Raw genomic sequence first — 16,194 nt, 5'->3', positions numbered from 1 at the left:
ATGAGCGCTTCTACGATACCCTCTGCGCGAGAGCTGGCCGCGAGAACTGCCGGGGCACGGCTCACAGCGTGAGCAGAATCGCGAACCGTCCGATGACAGCGATGACTGCTGCCCAAAGAAATGATGCGAATGAGCCCACCAGGAATCGCTCACCGGCACCGCTGTTGCCTTTGAGTTCCGGGTACCGGCCGAGCCCTTTGAGAGCGACAACCACCGCTATCAGTTCGGGGGTTTCCCCCAGAATGCACAGGGCGATACCTGCTCGTTCCAGCAGTCCGATCCACAGGCCGCCGCGCAGCATCTCGTGCGGTTGGGATCCGATCGTGTAGCTGGTCTCATCTGGTTTCTTTGGTGCCGCGAGCAGCACGGTCCCGCGCACCGGCGTGCTGGTGAGTTTGCGGGGAATGCGGGCCAGTTTGAGTACCCCGGTGGTGACGGGCCAGCCTCCAAGGCTCGCCACCACAATGGTGGCGAGCCAGGTCACGATGATCGGAAGGGTTGCGGGCAGGGACAGGTCGGTCATGGTGTCACCACCGAGCTCACCGGAGGGGGCGCGGGCAGCGGGGTGGCCGCGGCACGGGTCGCCCCGGGACTTCGACGCGGTGGCGTGCTGGATGACAGTCCGAGGCTCGACGGCAATTTCGCACCTGAGCGTGCCTGCGCTTCTGGGCGGCGGACGTGCGCTGAGGTCAGGTCAAGCATGGAGAGCAGTCTGAGCGCTAATGGATAGGCGGCGATTTCTTCGCGCCATCCGCTGGTTTTTAGTGCACGCGAGACGGTCTGCTGGGTGATGCCGAGGCGGTGCGCGATGTCCTGCTGGGTTGCGTCGGGTTGCCGTCGCAGTTCGTGGACGACGCGCCACTGACCGGTGTTGCGGGTGCGGATTACCCATCCGATCAGGCGCAGCACGGCTTGTAGTTCGTCGGCGGTTTCGCGCTGGCGCGTGTCGGCGCAGCACACTGTAATGGGTACGGAGCTGGTGCGGCGAGCGCGTTCCACAGCGTCGCGTGCCGCAATAAATGCATCTCCACGGCCGGCGCGCACGGACCGTGGCAGCGGGGTCTCAATTGGCCCCACTCCAACTCCGACGCTCCAGGGCCCGTCTTCGAGTGCGATCAGGGCGGCATCGAGGGCCACCTGAGGACGGTCAGCCAGGCATTGGACTTCGTCGCCGGCGGTTCGTTCGGCGGCGCAGCGCAGCGGCAAACAGTTCAGCGCGTCAAGGAGTTCTGGGACTCGATCAATTCCGCGTCGTGACCCTTGTTGGTCGATGGTGAGTACGAACACAGCGCCATCATACAGCGTTTTTTAACTGACACGTTAGATATCGCTTTTTTTAGCTGTTATGCAAGCTGGATGAGATCCTCATACGAGCTGTTCCACAGATCCTCCACGGCATCCGGCATCAGCAAAACCCGCTCCGGAGCCAAGGCCTGAACCGCGCCGGGATCGTGAGACACCAACACCACCGCCCCTTCAAACGCCCCGAGCGCCCCCAGAATCTCCTCACGGCTCGCCGGATCGAGGTTATTGGTCGGCTCGTCCAGCAGCAGCACGTTCGCACTGGAGACCACCAGCGTGGCCAGCGCCAACCGCGTTTTCTCCCCACCCGATAAAACCCGGGCCGGTTTATGTACATCATCCCCGGTAAATAGAAACGAACCGAGGATTTTCCGGCACTCAACTTCCGGTAAATCCTCTGCCGCATGCTGCATATTCTCAAGCACCGTCGCATCACCGTCGAGGGTGTCATGCTCCTGCGCGTAATACCCGACCTTCAGCCCGTGACCGGGAACCACCTCACCGGTATCCGGCACCGACACCCCCGCCAAAATGCGCAGCAGCGTCGTCTTACCCGCACCATTCAAACCGAGGATTACCACCCGGCTCCCCCGGTCAATAGCCAGATCGACATCGGTAAAGATTTCCAAACTGCCATAGGACTTGCTGAGTCCTTCAGCCATTAAAGGAGTCTTCCCGCACGGCGCAGGCTTGGGGAAACGCAGATTCGCCACCCGATCAACCTGACGTTCCCCTTCAATCCCATCCAGCATCCGCTCTGCCCGCCGCAGCATATTCTGCGCCGCAACCGCTTTGGTCGCTTTGGCACGCATCTTTTCCGCTTGCGCGGTCAGAGCCGACGCTTTCTTTTCAGCGTTGACCCGCTCCCGCTTTCTCCGTTTCTCATCGTCCTCCCGCTGGCGCAGGTAGTTCTTCCACCCCATGTTGTACACATCCAGGCATGCTCGGTTCGCGTCCAGGTAGAACACCTTGTTCACAACCTTGTCGACCAGCTGCACATCGTGGGAAATCACGATCAGGCCACCCTGGTAAGACATCAAATACTCGCGTAGCCACTGCACCGAATCCGCATCCAAGTGGTTCGTCGGCTCGTCCAGCAGCATCGTGGACGCCTCAGAAAACAAAATCCGTGCCAATTCCACGCGCCGACGCTGCCCGCCAGATAGGGTGTGCAACTCTTGACCGAGCAAGCGCTGTTCAATGCCGAGATTGGCGGCCAGCCGCTTCGCCTCGCCCTCAGCCGCATAGCCGCCGCGAGCATGCAAATCATCATCGAGGCGCGCATAACGCTTCATAGCCTTTTCCCGACGAGCATCAGATAGCGATTCGTCAGCCATTTCCTGCTCAGCCCGACGCAACCGGCTATAAATCGAATCCAAGTCCCGAGCCGAAAGGATCCGGGCGATCACACTCTGGGTGGGATTATCCGCATGCGTATCCTGCGGCAAATAGCCGATGTCACCAACGCGATCCACCGTGCCAGACGTAGGCTGACCAAAACCGGCCAGAATCTTCGTCATTGTCGTTTTACCGGCCCCATTGCGACCGACCAACCCCACCCGATCCCCCGGCGCCACCTGGAAGGACACATGCTCCATCAGCAGGCGCGCCCCCACCCTGATCTCAAGATCTTTCACGGTGAGCATGCGTGTGTTCTCCTTCGGTAATCGGGAAACCTGATTCGCCAGGCGACGGGCGGGGCTCAGCAATCAGAGCAATCTCATCCTCGGGGAGTCTAATCCCGCACCGCAGCCTCGTCCGGGGCCTACAGTGTGCCCTCAAGCACATGTGTTCCAATGGTCATAGATCGGTGAGGACGCCGATCACCGCTTGGATACCACCATCCACTTCCGGTGTATTCGGGCGGAGACCTTCCAAAGGAGGAACCGGGCCATGTTGATCGGCGTACCCCGCGAGATCAAAAACCACGAATACCGCGTCGGACTCACCCCAGCCGGCATCCACGAGCTCGTCCACCGCGGGCACAGTATCCTCGTGGAAACCCAAGCCGGGCTCGGTGCCGGGATCAGCGATGATGCCTATCGGGTAGCTGGTGCCGAGATCGCACCGAACGCCGGAGAGGTGTGGGAGCGCGCGGACATGATTGTCAAAGTGAAAGAACCGGTGGGCGAGGAATACGCGAGAATGCGTGCGGATCAGGTGCTGTTTACCTACCTGCACCTTGCGGCCTCCCGGGACTGCACTGATGCGGTGCTGTCTTCAGGCACGACCGCCATCGCCTACGAGACGGTTCGGCTTCCTGACGGCAGCTTGCCCCTGCTCGCCCCCATGAGTGCTATCGCAGGGCGCCTGGCGACTCAGGTTGCCGCCTATCATTTGATGGCGCCGCTGGGCGGGGCAGGCATCCTTATGGGCGGAGTCCCCGGAACCTCCGAAGCTAAGGTGTTAGTGATTGGTGGCGGGGTAGTCGGCGAGCAAGCAGCGATGATGGCCGCAGGATTGCACGCATCGGTCACCGTCATGGATGTGAATCTAGCCCGGCTCTCGCAGATCGCGACGGTGCACAACGGCGCCATTTTGACCCGGTACTCAACGCGTCTAGATCTCGCCGAACAGGTGGCCACCTCCGATGTCGTAATCGGATCCGTGCTTATTCCCGGCGCTAAAGCTCCGAAACTGGTGACAGACGACATGATCCGCTCGATGAAACCAGGATCGGTGCTGGTGGACGTCGCCATCGACCAGGGCGGATGCTTTGAGCACTCTCGTCCCACCACGCACGATGATCCGGTATTCGACGTCCACAACACCCGCTTCTACTGCGTGGCCAATATGCCCGGATCGGTCCCAGTCACCAGCACCGTTGCTCTAACCAACGCCACTTTGCCCTACGTATTACGGCTCGCCGACGATGGTTGGAGAGTCGCGATGCAAACAGATCGCTGGTTGGCGCAAGGGCTCACCGCCCACAATGGTCAGCTCACCCACGCCTCGGTGGCGACAGCACACGGCTATCCATCTGTCAGCATCGATAGCGTTCTACGCAGCTAACAGCGCTCACAGGAAGCAGCAGGGTGCTGCACGCTCATGCGACGTGCAGCCCCCTGGTCTCAGCTGTAAGATCCTGGCCTCACGCGGCCAGAGCGAATGTATGGCAGGGCGAAACGGCATAGGCCGATTCACTTAACTTTGCCCCGTCAGTGGGCAGGAACAAACTGTTCGTATCCTGCGTCGATGAGCGCCCTGCGCAAGGACGCGGCAGCCTCATCCATAGCCTTCGGATCCGGGTCTTTCATCTGGCGCGCCGGATCGAAATCCGCGGCGGACGTGGTGGGGAAGACATGGACGTGCGCATGCGGAACCAGATATCCCTGCACGATCACTCCCACACGATCCGCCTCGAATGCCGCGAGCTGAGCACGTCCGATCGTGCGCGCCACCTCGAACACATGTGCAGATAACTCCGGCGACAGATCAGTCCACAGGTCGATTTCCTCGCGCGGCACCACCAGGGCATGCCCATACGTTTGCGGAAAGGCATCGAGAAAACCGACGACCGCATCGTCCTCCCAGACGATGCGGCCCGGGATCTCGCCCTCAATAATCTTCGTAAACAGTGTGGACATTCAGTCTCTCCCTAGAGATTAAAGCCGATGGCGCGCAGCTGCTCGCGGCCATCATCCGTAATCATCTCCATGCCCCACGGCGGCATCCAGACCCAGTTGATGCGGTGGGAGGTGGTGATGGGATCGAGCGCCATAAACGTCTGCTCTTCGAGAACATCGGTCAGAGGGCAGGCTGCAGAAGTCAGGGTCATGTCGACAACGGCCTCGCCACCGTCAACACTTACTCCGTAGACCAGACCGAGATCGACGACATTAATGCCGAGTTCGGGGTCGATGACATCTTTCATCGCCTCAATAATCTGGTCCTCGGTGACGGCAGTAGGCTGCGCTGCGCCCTCAGCTGATTCAGGTTGCGCCGCTGGTGCAGGGGCTACGTGGTCCGGATCTCCCGGGGAGGGAGTGAGGGTGGTCTCCTCGCTCGTGGTGTCCTGGCTCATCGCATTCTTCTTCCGTTGACGTCGATATTGCGACCGGTGCCGCAGTGACTATCCGCCGTGATTATTTTGCCGCCGCCAAAAACCGGTCGTATCCTTCGGCTTCCAGACGTTCGGCGAGTTCCGGACCGCCTTCTTCAGCCACCCGTCCGTTCACGAACACGTGCACAAAGTCGGGCTTAATGTAGTTGAGGATTCGGGTGTAGTGGGTAATCAGCATGACGCCAACCCCGGTTTCAGCTTTGGCGCGGTTTACGCCTTCGGATACGATCCGCAGTGCGTCCACGTCCAGACCGGAGTCGGTCTCATCGAGAATCGCGATCTTCGGCTTGAGCAGTTCCATCTGGAGGATTTCGTGGCGCTTCTTCTCGCCCCCTGAAAAGCCTTCGTTCACATTGCGCTCGGCGAAGGTCGGATCCATGCGCAGGTTTTCCATCGCCTGCTTCACGTCTTTGATCCAGGTGCGCAGCGGCGGCGGATCGCCCGCAACCGCAGTTTTCGCGGTGCGCAGGAAGTTCGACACGGTCACGCCGGGCACTTCCACGGGGTACTGCATGGCGAGGAAAAGACCTGCGCGTGCCCGCTCGTCAACTTCCATTTCCAGCACGTCTTCGCCGTCAAGCAAAACCGTTCCGGAGGTAATCTCGTACTTCGGGTGCCCTGAAATGGAGTAGGCGAGGGTAGACTTGCCCGAACCGTTCGGTCCCATAATGGCGTGGGTCTCCCCCGAACGAATTGTTAAATTGACACCTTTCAGGATTTCTTTGGTGCCTTCAGATGTCTCAACGGACGCGTGGAGGTCGCGGATCTCAAGGATCGACATAGTGGATGGTCTCCTTCGGATGGGTCAGACGGTCTGGGCGGCGGTGACACACACGCTAATCGCGCCGGTCTCCGCATCGCAGTGAACGGGGTAAACAGGAACAGGTTTCGTCGCGGGCAATTGCTGGGGCGCACCGGTGCGAAGGTCGAATTGGCTTCCGTGCTTCCAGCATTCGAGGAAGCACCCTTCAACCTCGCCATCAGATAGATTCACCCGCTCGTGGGAGCAGATATCTCCGATGGCGTGGATCTCACCACTGTCATCACGTGCGAGCGCTACATCCACGCCATCGATCTCAACCCCGATGACTTCGCCGGGGCCGAGATCGCCTGTGTGGGCGACCTTTACGAAACGGGACTGCTCCGACATCAGTTCATGCTCCGCGCAAGCTCACGCTCAATGGCGTCGGTCAGGTGCTCGCGCACTTCGGCGATCTCAATCTGCTGGATGAGGTCCGCGAAGAATCCGCGCACCACCAGGCGTCGAGCCTCAATTTCGGGGATGCCGCGGGCGCGCAGATAAAACAGCTGCTCGTCGTCGAAACGTCCGGTCGCCGAAGCGTGTCCGGCACCCTCGATCTCGCCGGTTTCAATTTCGAGGTTCGGCACAGAATCCGCGCGAGCCCCTTCGGTGAGCACCAGGTTGCGATTGAGTTCGTAGGTGTTGGTTCCTTCGGCCGCGTTGCGGATCAGCACGTCGCCGACCCACACCGAGCGTGCTCCCTGACCTTGCAAGGCCCCCTTATAGGTGACATTGCTGGTGCACTGAGGGGCCGCGTGGTCGACGAAAAGGCGATGCTCGAGGTGCTGACCTTCGTCGGAGAAGTACAGGCCAATCTGCTCAGCTTCGCCACCCGGGGCGGTGAAATCGACTTCGGAATTGACGCGGACAGCGCGCCCACCGAGTGTCACCACGATGTGTTTGAGCCGGGCATCGCGACCGATGCGCGCCACGTGGGCGGAAACATGCACCGCGTCGTCGTCCCACTCTTGCACCGAGATGACCGTCATCGACGAGTTATCGCCCACGATCATTTCGAGGTTCTGCGCATAGACTGCGCTTCCGGTGTGGTTGAGAACAAAAGTGGCTTGGGCCCCTTCGTGGGTTTCCAGCACCACATGTCCGTGGGCGATGCGCCCGGCACCTTCGCCCACCAGGTTGACCCGAACAGGCTCGTGGACCTCGGTGTTTCGAGGTGCGCAGAGGTATAGCGCGTCCTGGGTACGGTTCATTGCGATGGCAGCGACCCGGTCTTCCGGCAGCAGCGCTGAGCCTCGCGGCGATTGGCCCGGGGCAAGGGTGCGTACCGGTAGCACAGCCTCGTCGTGACCGCTGACGGTGTAGCGCAATGCGTCGGGGTCGTCTGCAACATCCTCGAACAAGGGCGCAAGGTCTTTCAACGGCGCAAACCGCCACTCTTCCTCACGGCCCGTGGGAATGGCGTGGTCGGCCACGGTCGCGGAGCGCAGCCGGGAGGCGCGGGATGCCTCTGGGGCCGCATTCATGGTGAGCCCTTCCGGCTCGGCGACAGCGCGCGAGTGGTCAGTTGCCGGTGCCATATCGGGATCCAGTCCCTCGCTGAGCTTTGTGTCGGTCGACGCCATCAGCCGACTGCTCCTTCCATCTGCAGTTCGATCAGTCGGTTCAGTTCCAGCGCGTATTCCATGGGGAGTTCACGCGCAATGGGTTCGATGAAGCCACGCACGATCATGGCCATGGCCTCGGTCTCTTCTAAGCCGCGGCTCATCAGATAGAACAGCTGTTCTTCGGAGACTTTGGAGACGGTGGCCTCGTGGCCCATCTGGACGTCATCTACCCGAACGTCGACGTAGGGGTAGGTGTCGGTACGGGATTGGGTGTCCACCAGCAGTGCGTCGCATAAAACGTTGGATGCGGCGTGGTGAGCACCTTCATGCACCTGCACCAGTCCTCGATAGGAGGATCGCCCACCGCCACGAGATACAGACTTGGAGACGATGGAGCTGGAGGTGTGCGGCGCCATGTGCACCATCTTGGAGCCGGTGTCCTGATGTTGTCCCTCACCCGCAAAAGCAATGGACAGCGTTTCACCGCGGGCGTGTTCGCCCATCAGCCACACAGCCGGGTATTTCATGGTGACCTTGGAGCCGATGTTGCCATCGACCCATTCCATGGTGCCGCCTGCTTCAACCGTGGTGCGCTTGGTGACCAGGTTGTACACGTTATTCGACCAGTTTTGGATCGTGGTGTAGCGCACGCGGGCATCCTTTTTCACCACAATTTCCACGACGGCGGAGTGCAGCGAGTCCGACTTGTAGATCGGCGCGGTGCATCCCTCGACGTAGTGCACATAGGAACCTTCGTCGGCGATGATCAGCGTGCGCTCGAACTGGCCCATGTTCTCGGTATTGATACGGAAGTAGGCCTGAAGCGGGATTTCGACATGAACCCCTTTGGGCACGTACACAAACGATCCGCCAGACCATACCGCCGTGTTTAGAGCTGCAAACTTGTTGTCGCCGCTGGGGATCACCGTGCCGAAGTATTCCTCGAACAGTTCCGGATATTCGCGCAGACCGGTGTCGGTATCGAGGAAGATCACGCCCTGTTTTTCAAGGTCTTCGCGAATCTGGTGGTAGACCACCTCGGACTCATACTGGGCAGCCACCCCAGCCACCAGCCGCTGCTTCTCCGCTTCGGGGATGCCCAGCCGGTCGTAAGTTTCACGGATGTCCTCCGGCAGTTCCTCCCAGGTAGTGGCCTGTTTCTCGGTGGACCGTACGAAGTATTTAATCGTGTCGAAGTCGATGCCGCTCAGGTCAGGACCCCAGGTCGGCATCGGTTTTTTCTCAAACAGGCGCAGCGCCTTCAGGCGACGCTTAAGCATCCATTCAGGTTCGTTCTTGCGCCGCGAAATATCGCGGACAACGTCTTCGTTCAGCCCCCGGCGGGCCGACGCCCCGGCGACATCCGAATCGTGCCAGCCATAGGCGTACGAGCCAATGGACGAGATGATCTCGTCCTGGCTGAGCTGCTCTGGTGCGCTCGTCATGGTGTCCTTCCCTCCGTAAGCGGAATGTGCGTGGTGCATGCGTGTGCACCCTTCGCGAGTGTGGCGAGCCTCTGCACAGGGACTCCCAACATTCGGGAAATAGCTTCGGTTTCCACATCGCACAGTTCGGGATGTCGCGTCGCAATATCCTGAACCGGGCAATGCCCCTGACACAGTTGTGCGGTTGCCAGGGTCCGCATAGTGCGCTGCTCACCGTCGGGAGCAGCAACGCGGACGGTCACGGGTCTGACCGAGCCCGCGTAGCCCCGGGCCGATAAGAGATCCGCGAGGATCTCCACCCGCTGTTTAGGGCTGGGCCTGGATCCGTCGTGGTCGCGGGAATAGTTCTCCAGTCTGGTTTCGTATTCCCGCTGCCATGGATCAACTCGATGTTCCGCGAGCTGGGCAATGGCTTCTCGACCGCCAAGTCGTTCGAGATGTTCAATCGCTAGGGCGGCCAGAGCATCGTACTCGGAGCCGAGATCCGAGTGTGCCTTCTCGGTCAGCACGAAGGCTTTACTCGGACGACCCCGCCCCCGTTTACCTGAGGATATGTTGCGCTGGGTGATGAGTCCGTCAGCTTCTAGCGCAATCAGGTGTCGGCGCACGCCCGCGGCGGTCAGACCAAAGGTCTTTGCCAGTGTGGTTGCAGTCACCGGTCCGGATCGTGAGATTTCTTCGACGAGACGATTCCTCGTCGCCTCGGTAGCTGTCCCGGCAGGGTTCTCGACGCCCTCGCAGGTGTCGGATGCCGTTGCTGGTGAGTGGTTGCGACAGTCCGTCATCACACCTCCCTCCGCGTTTTATGCCGATCAGATCGAAGCCGACCATCGGCTGCAGACGATTTTACGACATCAGTGTTTTGGAATTATGAAAGTGGACGCCGCTGCCGGGTCTATCTCGCCCGATGCGGCCCTCGGCGTCTACGATGTGCCACGAGATGACGAATCAGAACAAAGAAGTCGCCCCGCACATCGCATTGACTATTCAGGGCTTGGTCAAGTCCTACGGTCCAGCGCATGCAGCAGCAGGAATTGACCTCACCGCCCGGCACGGTGAAGTCACCACGCTGCTTGGCCCCAACGGCGCGGGAAAGTCGACCGCTATTGCCTGTGCGGTGGGCCTTGTGCGCCCCGATTCCGGTCGCGTTCTTGCGCTGGGAACCGACCCATGGCACGCCTCGCCCGCCCACCGGGCGCGGGTGGGGGTGATGCTGCAAGATGGCGGGCTCATGACGTCGGCACGGGCTGGCGATCTGCTGCGATACGCCTCACGCCACTACGCCTGCCCTCGCCCCATCGACGAACTCAGTGAGCGTCTTGGTATCACGGACTTTGCACGCACCATGGTGCGGCGACTGTCCGGCGGGCAACGTCAGCGGCTGGCACTAGCTCTGGCGCTGCTGGGCCGTCCTGAGCTGGTGTTCCTCGACGAACCGACTGCGGGGATGGACCCCTATGTGCGTCGAACTGTCTGGGAACTCATCCGCGAGCTCAAAGCCGACGGGGTCGCGGTTGTCTTGACCACTCATCTCATGGATGAAGCTGAAGCACTGTCGGACCATATTGTGGTGATCGACCGCGGACGCATTCTCGCCGACGGTACTCCCCGCGATGTCGTCCAGGCTCTGCGCGGCGACGGCACATCTCGCCTGGTCGCATCCTTTACCGGGGTGAGCGCCGAGGACGCGGACGCGCTGCGCCAAGACCTCCAGGAGCTGGCTCAGCGTCATCGGATCACGGTGAATCTTTCTGACGGTGGAGATGGGCGCGACCTTGAGGACGTGCTTTTGAGCCTGCGCGCCTCCGAACCATCGGAACGCTCTTCGCCGTTAGAACAGGCACCGTCATCAGAGCAGAAGACACCAGCAGAGCGGACGACGCTGGCGGAACAGATGCAGACGTCAGCTGACCAGAACCGTTCTGCAGGCACCCGAAGCCCATCTGAGGATATCCGGCGCCCTTCCGAGGACACCCACGGCTCCTCTGAGGACATCCGGCGCCGTTTTCAGGACACTCGTCACCAATCTCAAGACATTCGTCCCCACACGAAGGACATGCCGTGACGTCCATTTCACCGCACCGTGCATCGACGCCCCCGCCACCAGCTACACCCTCTACTCACGGCACCTTGGCGCGGCCCGCTCCCGTTTTGCGACGGGTCCTTACCCACATCGGCTTTGAAACCAAGATTTTGCTGAGCAACGGTGAACAGCTATTGGTGGCGATCATCATGCCTGCGATGCTGCTGGGTGCGCTCCGCTTTGTGCCCGTGGGCCGACTTGACGGCATTTCCCCTATTAATACGGCGGCCGCTGCCATGTTCGCGACGGCAATTTTGTCCACCTCGTTTACATCGCAAGCGATCGCCACCGGATTCGATCGCCGCGCCGGGGTATTGCGCTGGGTAGCGACCACACCATTGGGACGCGACGGTTATCTGCTGGGGAAAATCGGGGCTGTGATCGTGGTCCAGCTCTTGCAGTTCATGGTGCTGGGAGTCCTCGCCCTCATTATGGGTTGGCGGCCCGAGATCGGAGGCATTCTCGCCGCGGTACCCATGTGGATTCTCGGCGCGTGGGCGATGACCTCGCTCGGCCTTCTGCTCGCGGGAACTCTCCGCACCGAAGCGGTGCTGGCGCTGGCCAATACCTTGTTTTTGCTCTTGGTTGCGCTCGGAGGCATCGCGATTCCGTTGCATAACTACCCATCCTGGGCTCAAGGTGTCCTGCACCTTTTACCATCGGCGGGTTTGGGTGACGGTATGCGATCAGCGCTCATTTCGGGCCATATCGACGCTATGGCCTGTCTATCCCTCGCGGTGTGGGCCATTATTGGTACGGGCCTGGTGGCGAAGCTATTCCGTTGGACCTCGGCCTAGGTGGACAGCTGAGCCCCGGCATCGCGCGTCCCCTCGATGTATCCACCAGCTAATCGACAACACCCCGCCCTTGAGACGGCACCAGCTGATCAACCACACCCCGACGTGACCCATCTGACATCTGCGACCGAAGCCGTCCCGACGTGAGCAGCCTTCGTATCTAGTTGACCCTTTTAGACTGAGAACATGAGTTCCGACCCAGCGTCCCTTAGCCCCACCGCACCGACTGGGGCATCCGCGCCGACCTCTGATTCGGATTTCTCACCCTCCCGGCTCGCACGTTTCGCGTTCTGGGGAAATCTCGTGTGCCAGATGGGCATTATCGTCACCGGTGGCGTGGTGCGGCTGACCGGTTCCGGCCTGGGATGTTCCACTTGGCCCCAGTGCACACCCGGTTCCTTCACACCGGTGATGAAACATGAGCTCGACATTCACCCTTTGATTGAGTTCGGCAACCGCACCCTGGCGGGCGTGCTCACCTTCTTTGCGGTGTTGCTGCTGGTCGTGACGATCCGCCAGCTTAAGCACAAGGGTTCAGGATTCCTCCACCTCGCGATCTGGCCTCTGATTCTCACCATTGTGCAAGCCGTGGTCGGTGGACTCAGCGTGCTGGCTGATCTACACCCCGGGGTGGTTGGCCCTCATTTCTTGCTCTCCCCCGTTTTGATCGCAATTTCTGCGGTGTTGGTGTACCGGCTCTACGACGGCTCCGGAATTCGACGGCGCCTTTATCAGCGCATCGTCTATGTTCTCTACTGGGTGCTCGCCGTTCTCACGTTTACCGTGCTGGTGCTGGGCACCCTCGTGACTGGCTCAGGCCCCCATTCCGGAGATGCGCAGTACCCGGCACGTCTGCCATTTGATCCGCGTGCGATGAGCTGGCTCCACGCCGATGTGGTGATGGTGTTCATCGGTGTCCTTATTGGCATGGTGGTGGCGCTCTATTTGGTCCATGCTCAGCGTAAAACCCTCCGCGCCGCGTGGGCAGTGGGCATTGTGACGATTCTGCAAGCCGTTATTGGATACGTTCAGTACTTCACGGGGCTTCCTGAAGTGTTGGTCGGTTTTCATCTGGCCGGTTCCGCGTTACTCGCAGCAGCGGTTTCTTGGCTCGGGGCGAGTCTTTACGCCTGGGATGGATCTGAACCTCGCGTGAGCACAGCACCGTCGTCTGAACATCAGCCCACATCCGTATAACAGGTGCTACCGATAACCTGACGCTATGGCTCGACATTCCGCGTCCGCTCCAGTGCGCACACCCCAGCAGATTGAAGCTATTGCCCGGACAGGTCGGTTTGTCGCCGACACTCTGTCTCATCTGCGCCGGATCATTGACGTCGGGTGGAACCTTTTAGAGATAGACGCCGAAACCCACCGTCTGATCCGCGAAGCGGGAGCCGAGAGCTGTTATATCGACTATCACCCTCGATTCGGCGCCTACCCGTTTGGCAAAGTGATCTGCACGTCGGTGAACGACTCGGTATTGCACGGGCGTCCGTACGACTATGTTTTGCGCGACGGCGATTTGCTGTCGTTGGATTTTGCGGTCTCACTCGATGGTTGGGTCGCTGATTCCTGCCTCACTATCCCGGTGGGTACCCCGTCTGACTCAGACCTGACATTAATTCGCGACACCGAAACCGTGCTCTGGGCGGGAATCGATGCGGTTCGGCCGCATGGGACCGTCGAGGATATCGGATACGCGGTACATAGGGCCGCTACCGATCTTGGGTACCGCGTGAATGCTCAGTTTGGCGGGCATGGTGTGGGCCAGACCATGCACGAGGAACCTTTCGTACCCAATCGTGGTCGCCCCGGACACGGAGTGGTGCTCCCGGTCGGCAGCGTCATTACTGTGGAGCCGTTCCTAATGCGCGGAACAGATCAGCTGGTCACTGATGCCGACGGTTGGACTCTGCGATCGAAAAACGGAGCGCGCGGGGCCCACGCGGAGCACACCGTGGTGGTTACCGAGGAGGGGGCACGACTACTCACTGAACGCACCGATGATCCATCGCCCCGCTCGACTCTGACGCCGATGTGATCAAGCGACTCTGGCGGGAATGTGATCGCGGGCATGGGGCCGAGATGATCTAGGGTTCCGAAGTGATCGAACTGGGCCGCTTATCTGTCGCTGAGTCTCTCGAGCCGAATCGCTTCCCTGTCGGTGGGATGATCTGGGCCCTACCTGGTCTTCGAAACCTCACGGATCGAGTCCGCAATACCCTGCGCATCTAGTCCGCAGCGCATCAAAATACTCGAACGGTTCGCGTGGGAAATAAACTCCTGCGGCACCCCGAGAGTGCGCACGAGGGGAATCCTCTGCCCCGGGCGTACACCGGTCACGAGCTGATGTATAAAAGCGGCGCCTACCCCGCGCGAAGCCACACCGTCTTCCAAGGTGAGGACAACATTCGCTTCGCAGGCACGGCGAATCAGAGCCTCGCGATGTGGAAGTGCCTGCACCGGGTCAATGACCTGCACTCGAATTCCTTCACGAGCCAGTGCCGTGGCCGCTTCGACAGCTTCAGTCAGGAGTGAGCCATAGCCGATCAAAACAATGGGATCCTGATCATCGCCGTGCAAGGTATCCCCTGCCTCATTGGTGGCGATGGCCGGAAGGTCTTCCGTCACTGCTCCCTTGGGGAACCGCACAAGACCGGGACCCTCGGTAAGAGCCAGCGATGAGGACAGCGCCGCCCGCAGTCGGGAGGCGTCCCGGGGTGCCCATACGGATAGCCCAGGCACTTGGCAGGCGAGCCCTAGATCCCAGATTCCGTGGTGACTCGGACCGTCATCACCGGTGACCCCTGAACGATCCAGAGTGAACGTGACCGGTTCCCGATGCAACGCCACGTCCATGAGCACCTGATCGATAGCGCGCGTTAGGAACGTCGAATACAGGGCGAGCAAAGGTTTGGCACCCCCGCGTGACAGGCCCGCTGCGGTATCGACCGCCAGCTGTTCTGCGATACCAACATCGATCACCCGATCCGGGTAGCGCTCTTCTAACGCGCTTAAACCGACCGGATCAACCATGGCCGCGCTAATCGCCACCAGGGCTGGTTCGCGTTCAGCGGCCTCGCATACAGCCTCACTAAAGACATCTGTCCACGTGGTTTTGCGGGGTGTGTTTGCTGGTGCTGGAGCCGGAATTTTCTCATCGTCCAGTCCGAGCGGCATTCCCGGGTCCGCATCAGCTGATGGCGCGCTGGTGGCGCCTTCCGCCGGCTGCGACGGTTCTGAATCCAGAGGGAATGGTCCGGTGGCGTGAAGGTGATCGCGCACATCCTGTTCGGCGCGGGCATATCCATATCCCTTTTTGGTCAGCACATGGATAACCATCGGGCCTTCACCCGTGAGCAAGCCTGCTCGCGCGGTGGCGAGGGCACTGTTCAGCGCATCGAGATCGTGACCGTCCACTGGCCCGATATATCGCAGTCCGAGTGAGGTGAAGATGTCCTGCCCTGCTTGGATCCGACCGGTACGTAGGTCATATAGGTGCGTGGCAAGCCCTCCGACCGTCGGCGCGTAGGATCGCCCGTTGTCGTTGAGTACGACCAGGGTGCGCGATTGTCGGTCCCCGCCGAGCTCATTCAGCGCTTCCAAGGCCACCCCGCCGGTCATGGCGCCATCGCCGATCACCGCGCAGGAACAGGCCACGCGACCGGATAACCGGTTAGCGCGATCAATTCCGTGTGCCCACGCGATGGAGCCGGATGCGTGAGAGTTCTCTACGACGTCATGAGCGGATTCTTCACGACTGGGATATCCCGAGGTTCCGCCTTCTCTTCGCAGACCGGCGAGAGCGGTGCGCCCGGTCAGCATCTTGTGGACATACGCCTGATGCCCGGTATCGAACACGATGGCTTCCCGGGGAGACTCAAAGGTGCGGTGAAGTGCGATAGTCAGTTCCACGACCCCGAGGTTCGGCCCCAAGTGACCGCCGTGGATGGACACCGTTTCCACTAACCGGCGGCGCAGGTCGCTTGCGAGCTGTGGGAGCTCCTGTGCACCGAGTGCACGCAGGGCACTTGGAGTGATCTCATCTAGCACGGCGAGCTCCGGCACAGTCGTGGTCATATCTTTCCTCCCGAACAATGGGCGAACGCGGAAAGCCTAACCCCGCCGACCAGC

At 60.7% G+C, this 16,194-nt stretch carries 17 protein-coding genes; 5 read left to right on the top strand and 12 right to left on the bottom strand.

The genetic code is table 11. The annotated features are described in order from the left end of the window. Nucleotides 1-61: 61 nt before the first annotated feature. From BN1724_RS01395 to BN1724_RS13035, 4 genes are all read right to left on the bottom strand, one after another. Entirely contained in the window at nucleotides 62-523 is a 462-nt protein-coding gene (locus BN1724_RS01395; protein WP_058233921.1) for a hypothetical protein, read from the bottom strand. Then, nucleotides 520-1,287 carry a MarR family transcriptional regulator gene (locus tag BN1724_RS01390; RefSeq protein ID WP_084252656.1) on the bottom strand — a complete coding sequence of 256 codons (768 nt, stop codon included), beginning with the start codon at nucleotides 1,285-1,287 and terminating at the stop codon, nucleotides 520-522. The genes BN1724_RS01395 and BN1724_RS01390 overlap by 4 nt, the downstream gene beginning before the upstream one ends. A gap of 56 nt (nucleotides 1,288-1,343) precedes the next feature. After that, complete coding sequence (locus tag BN1724_RS01385) at nucleotides 1,344-2,948, bottom strand: ABC-F family ATP-binding cassette domain-containing protein (protein WP_058233920.1); 1,605 nt, start codon at nucleotides 2,946-2,948, stop codon at nucleotides 1,344-1,346. Nucleotides 2,949-3,102: 154 nt separating this feature from the next. Continuing rightward, on the bottom strand, nucleotides 3,103-3,279 hold the full coding sequence (locus BN1724_RS13035; protein ID WP_172797047.1) for a hypothetical protein: 177 nt from the start codon (nucleotides 3,277-3,279) through the stop codon (nucleotides 3,103-3,105). On the opposite strand from BN1724_RS13035, the gene ald reads away from it, so the two are divergent. Continuing rightward, nucleotides 3,196-4,314 carry an alanine dehydrogenase gene (ald, locus tag BN1724_RS01380; protein WP_058233919.1) on the top strand — a complete coding sequence of 373 codons (1,119 nt, stop codon included), beginning with the start codon at nucleotides 3,196-3,198 and terminating at the stop codon, nucleotides 4,312-4,314. The two genes, BN1724_RS13035 and ald, sit on opposite strands and share 84 nt — an antisense overlap. Before the next feature lie 146 nt (nucleotides 4,315-4,460). On the opposite strand, the gene BN1724_RS01375 is transcribed toward ald, so the two are convergent. From BN1724_RS01375 to BN1724_RS01345, 7 genes are all read right to left on the bottom strand, one after another. Continuing rightward, nucleotides 4,461-4,889: an HIT family protein gene (locus tag BN1724_RS01375; RefSeq protein WP_058233918.1), complete on the bottom strand. Its 429-nt coding sequence runs from the start codon at nucleotides 4,887-4,889 to the stop codon at nucleotides 4,461-4,463. 11 nt (nucleotides 4,890-4,900) lie between these two features. Next, the gene (locus BN1724_RS13240) at nucleotides 4,901-5,326 is read right to left on the bottom strand and encodes a metal-sulfur cluster assembly factor (RefSeq protein ID WP_084252655.1); all 426 of its coding nucleotides are present in this window, start codon (nucleotides 5,324-5,326) and stop codon (nucleotides 4,901-4,903) included. Nucleotides 5,327-5,387: 61 nt separating this feature from the next. Further along, nucleotides 5,388-6,146, bottom strand: coding sequence for a Fe-S cluster assembly ATPase SufC (gene sufC, locus BN1724_RS01365; RefSeq protein ID WP_058233917.1), 759 nt, complete (start codon nucleotides 6,144-6,146; stop codon nucleotides 5,388-5,390). Between the two features lie 24 nt (nucleotides 6,147-6,170). Further along, a complete protein-coding gene (locus BN1724_RS01360) occupies nucleotides 6,171-6,515 on the bottom strand; it encodes a non-heme iron oxygenase ferredoxin subunit (protein ID WP_058233916.1) in 345 nt (114 codons plus the stop codon). Then, the gene (sufD, locus tag BN1724_RS01355; protein ID WP_084252654.1) at nucleotides 6,515-7,750 is read right to left on the bottom strand and encodes a Fe-S cluster assembly protein SufD; all 1,236 of its coding nucleotides are present in this window, start codon (nucleotides 7,748-7,750) and stop codon (nucleotides 6,515-6,517) included. The genes BN1724_RS01360 and sufD overlap by 1 nt, the downstream gene beginning before the upstream one ends. Then, the gene (gene sufB / locus BN1724_RS01350; RefSeq protein ID WP_058233915.1) at nucleotides 7,750-9,177 is read right to left on the bottom strand and encodes a Fe-S cluster assembly protein SufB; all 1,428 of its coding nucleotides are present in this window, start codon (nucleotides 9,175-9,177) and stop codon (nucleotides 7,750-7,752) included. Before sufB ends, sufD begins: the two co-directional genes overlap by 1 nt. After that, on the bottom strand, nucleotides 9,174-9,962 hold the full coding sequence (locus tag BN1724_RS01345) for a helix-turn-helix transcriptional regulator (RefSeq protein ID WP_157085707.1): 789 nt from the start codon (nucleotides 9,960-9,962) through the stop codon (nucleotides 9,174-9,176). Before BN1724_RS01345 ends, sufB begins: the two co-directional genes overlap by 4 nt. A gap of 155 nt (nucleotides 9,963-10,117) precedes the next feature. Here BN1724_RS01345 and BN1724_RS01340 point away from each other — a divergent pair, with 155 nt between their 5' ends. The 4 genes from BN1724_RS01340 to map all read left to right on the top strand — a co-directional run bounded on the left by BN1724_RS01340 (nucleotide 10,118) and on the right by map (nucleotide 14,101). Further along, on the top strand, nucleotides 10,118-11,242 hold the full coding sequence (locus tag BN1724_RS01340; protein WP_084252653.1) for an ABC transporter ATP-binding protein: 1,125 nt from the start codon (nucleotides 10,118-10,120) through the stop codon (nucleotides 11,240-11,242). Next, nucleotides 11,239-12,057: an ABC transporter permease gene (locus BN1724_RS01335; RefSeq protein WP_231928116.1), complete on the top strand. Its 819-nt coding sequence runs from the start codon at nucleotides 11,239-11,241 to the stop codon at nucleotides 12,055-12,057. Before BN1724_RS01340 ends, BN1724_RS01335 begins: the two co-directional genes overlap by 4 nt. 186 nt (nucleotides 12,058-12,243) lie before the next feature. Continuing rightward, nucleotides 12,244-13,254, top strand: coding sequence for a COX15/CtaA family protein (locus BN1724_RS01330; protein ID WP_084252652.1), 1,011 nt, complete (start codon nucleotides 12,244-12,246; stop codon nucleotides 13,252-13,254). A 25-nt stretch (nucleotides 13,255-13,279) separates the two neighbouring features. Then, nucleotides 13,280-14,101 carry a type I methionyl aminopeptidase gene (gene map, locus BN1724_RS01325; RefSeq protein WP_058233914.1) on the top strand — a complete coding sequence of 274 codons (822 nt, stop codon included), beginning with the start codon at nucleotides 13,280-13,282 and terminating at the stop codon, nucleotides 14,099-14,101. A gap of 140 nt (nucleotides 14,102-14,241) precedes the next feature. Here the strand turns inward: map and BN1724_RS01320 are convergent, their stop codons facing one another. Then, complete coding sequence (locus tag BN1724_RS01320; RefSeq protein ID WP_058233913.1) at nucleotides 14,242-16,140, bottom strand: 1-deoxy-D-xylulose-5-phosphate synthase; 1,899 nt, start codon at nucleotides 16,138-16,140, stop codon at nucleotides 14,242-14,244. Between the last annotated feature and the right edge of the window lie 54 nt (nucleotides 16,141-16,194).

The sequence above is a fragment of the Devriesea agamarum genome, assembly GCF_900070355.1.
GTDB classification, from domain to species: Bacteria; Actinomycetota; Actinomycetes; order Actinomycetales; family Dermabacteraceae; genus Devriesea; species Devriesea agamarum.
This window is presented reverse-complemented; position numbering and strand designations above follow the sequence as displayed.

Excerpts from the sequence above, each read along its gene's own strand:
- BN1724_RS01395 (WP_058233921.1), bottom strand. The coding sequence starts at position 523 with ATGACCGACCTGTCCCTGCCCGCAACCCTTCCGATCATCGTGACCTGG.
- BN1724_RS01385 (WP_058233920.1), bottom strand. The coding sequence starts at position 2,948 with ATGCTCACCGTGAAAGATCTTGAGATCAGGGTGGGGGCGCGCCTGCTG.
- ald (WP_058233919.1), top strand. The coding sequence starts at position 3,196 with ATGTTGATCGGCGTACCCCGCGAGATCAAAAACCACGAATACCGCGTC.
- BN1724_RS01375 (WP_058233918.1), bottom strand. The coding sequence starts at position 4,889 with ATGTCCACACTGTTTACGAAGATTATTGAGGGCGAGATCCCGGGCCGC.
- BN1724_RS13240 (WP_084252655.1), bottom strand. The coding sequence starts at position 5,326 with ATGAGCCAGGACACCACGAGCGAGGAGACCACCCTCACTCCCTCCCCG.
- sufC (WP_058233917.1), bottom strand. The coding sequence starts at position 6,146 with ATGTCGATCCTTGAGATCCGCGACCTCCACGCGTCCGTTGAGACATCT.
- BN1724_RS01360 (WP_058233916.1), bottom strand. The coding sequence starts at position 6,515 with ATGTCGGAGCAGTCCCGTTTCGTAAAGGTCGCCCACACAGGCGATCTC.
- sufD (WP_084252654.1), bottom strand. The coding sequence starts at position 7,750 with ATGGCGTCGACCGACACAAAGCTCAGCGAGGGACTGGATCCCGATATG.
- sufB (WP_058233915.1), bottom strand. The coding sequence starts at position 9,177 with ATGACGAGCGCACCAGAGCAGCTCAGCCAGGACGAGATCATCTCGTCC.
- BN1724_RS01345 (WP_157085707.1), bottom strand. The coding sequence starts at position 9,962 with ATGACGGACTGTCGCAACCACTCACCAGCAACGGCATCCGACACCTGC.
- BN1724_RS01340 (WP_084252653.1), top strand. The coding sequence starts at position 10,118 with ATGACGAATCAGAACAAAGAAGTCGCCCCGCACATCGCATTGACTATT.
- BN1724_RS01330 (WP_084252652.1), top strand. The coding sequence starts at position 12,244 with ATGAGTTCCGACCCAGCGTCCCTTAGCCCCACCGCACCGACTGGGGCA.
- map (WP_058233914.1), top strand. The coding sequence starts at position 13,280 with ATGGCTCGACATTCCGCGTCCGCTCCAGTGCGCACACCCCAGCAGATT.
- BN1724_RS01320 (WP_058233913.1), bottom strand. The coding sequence starts at position 16,140 with ATGACCACGACTGTGCCGGAGCTCGCCGTGCTAGATGAGATCACTCCA.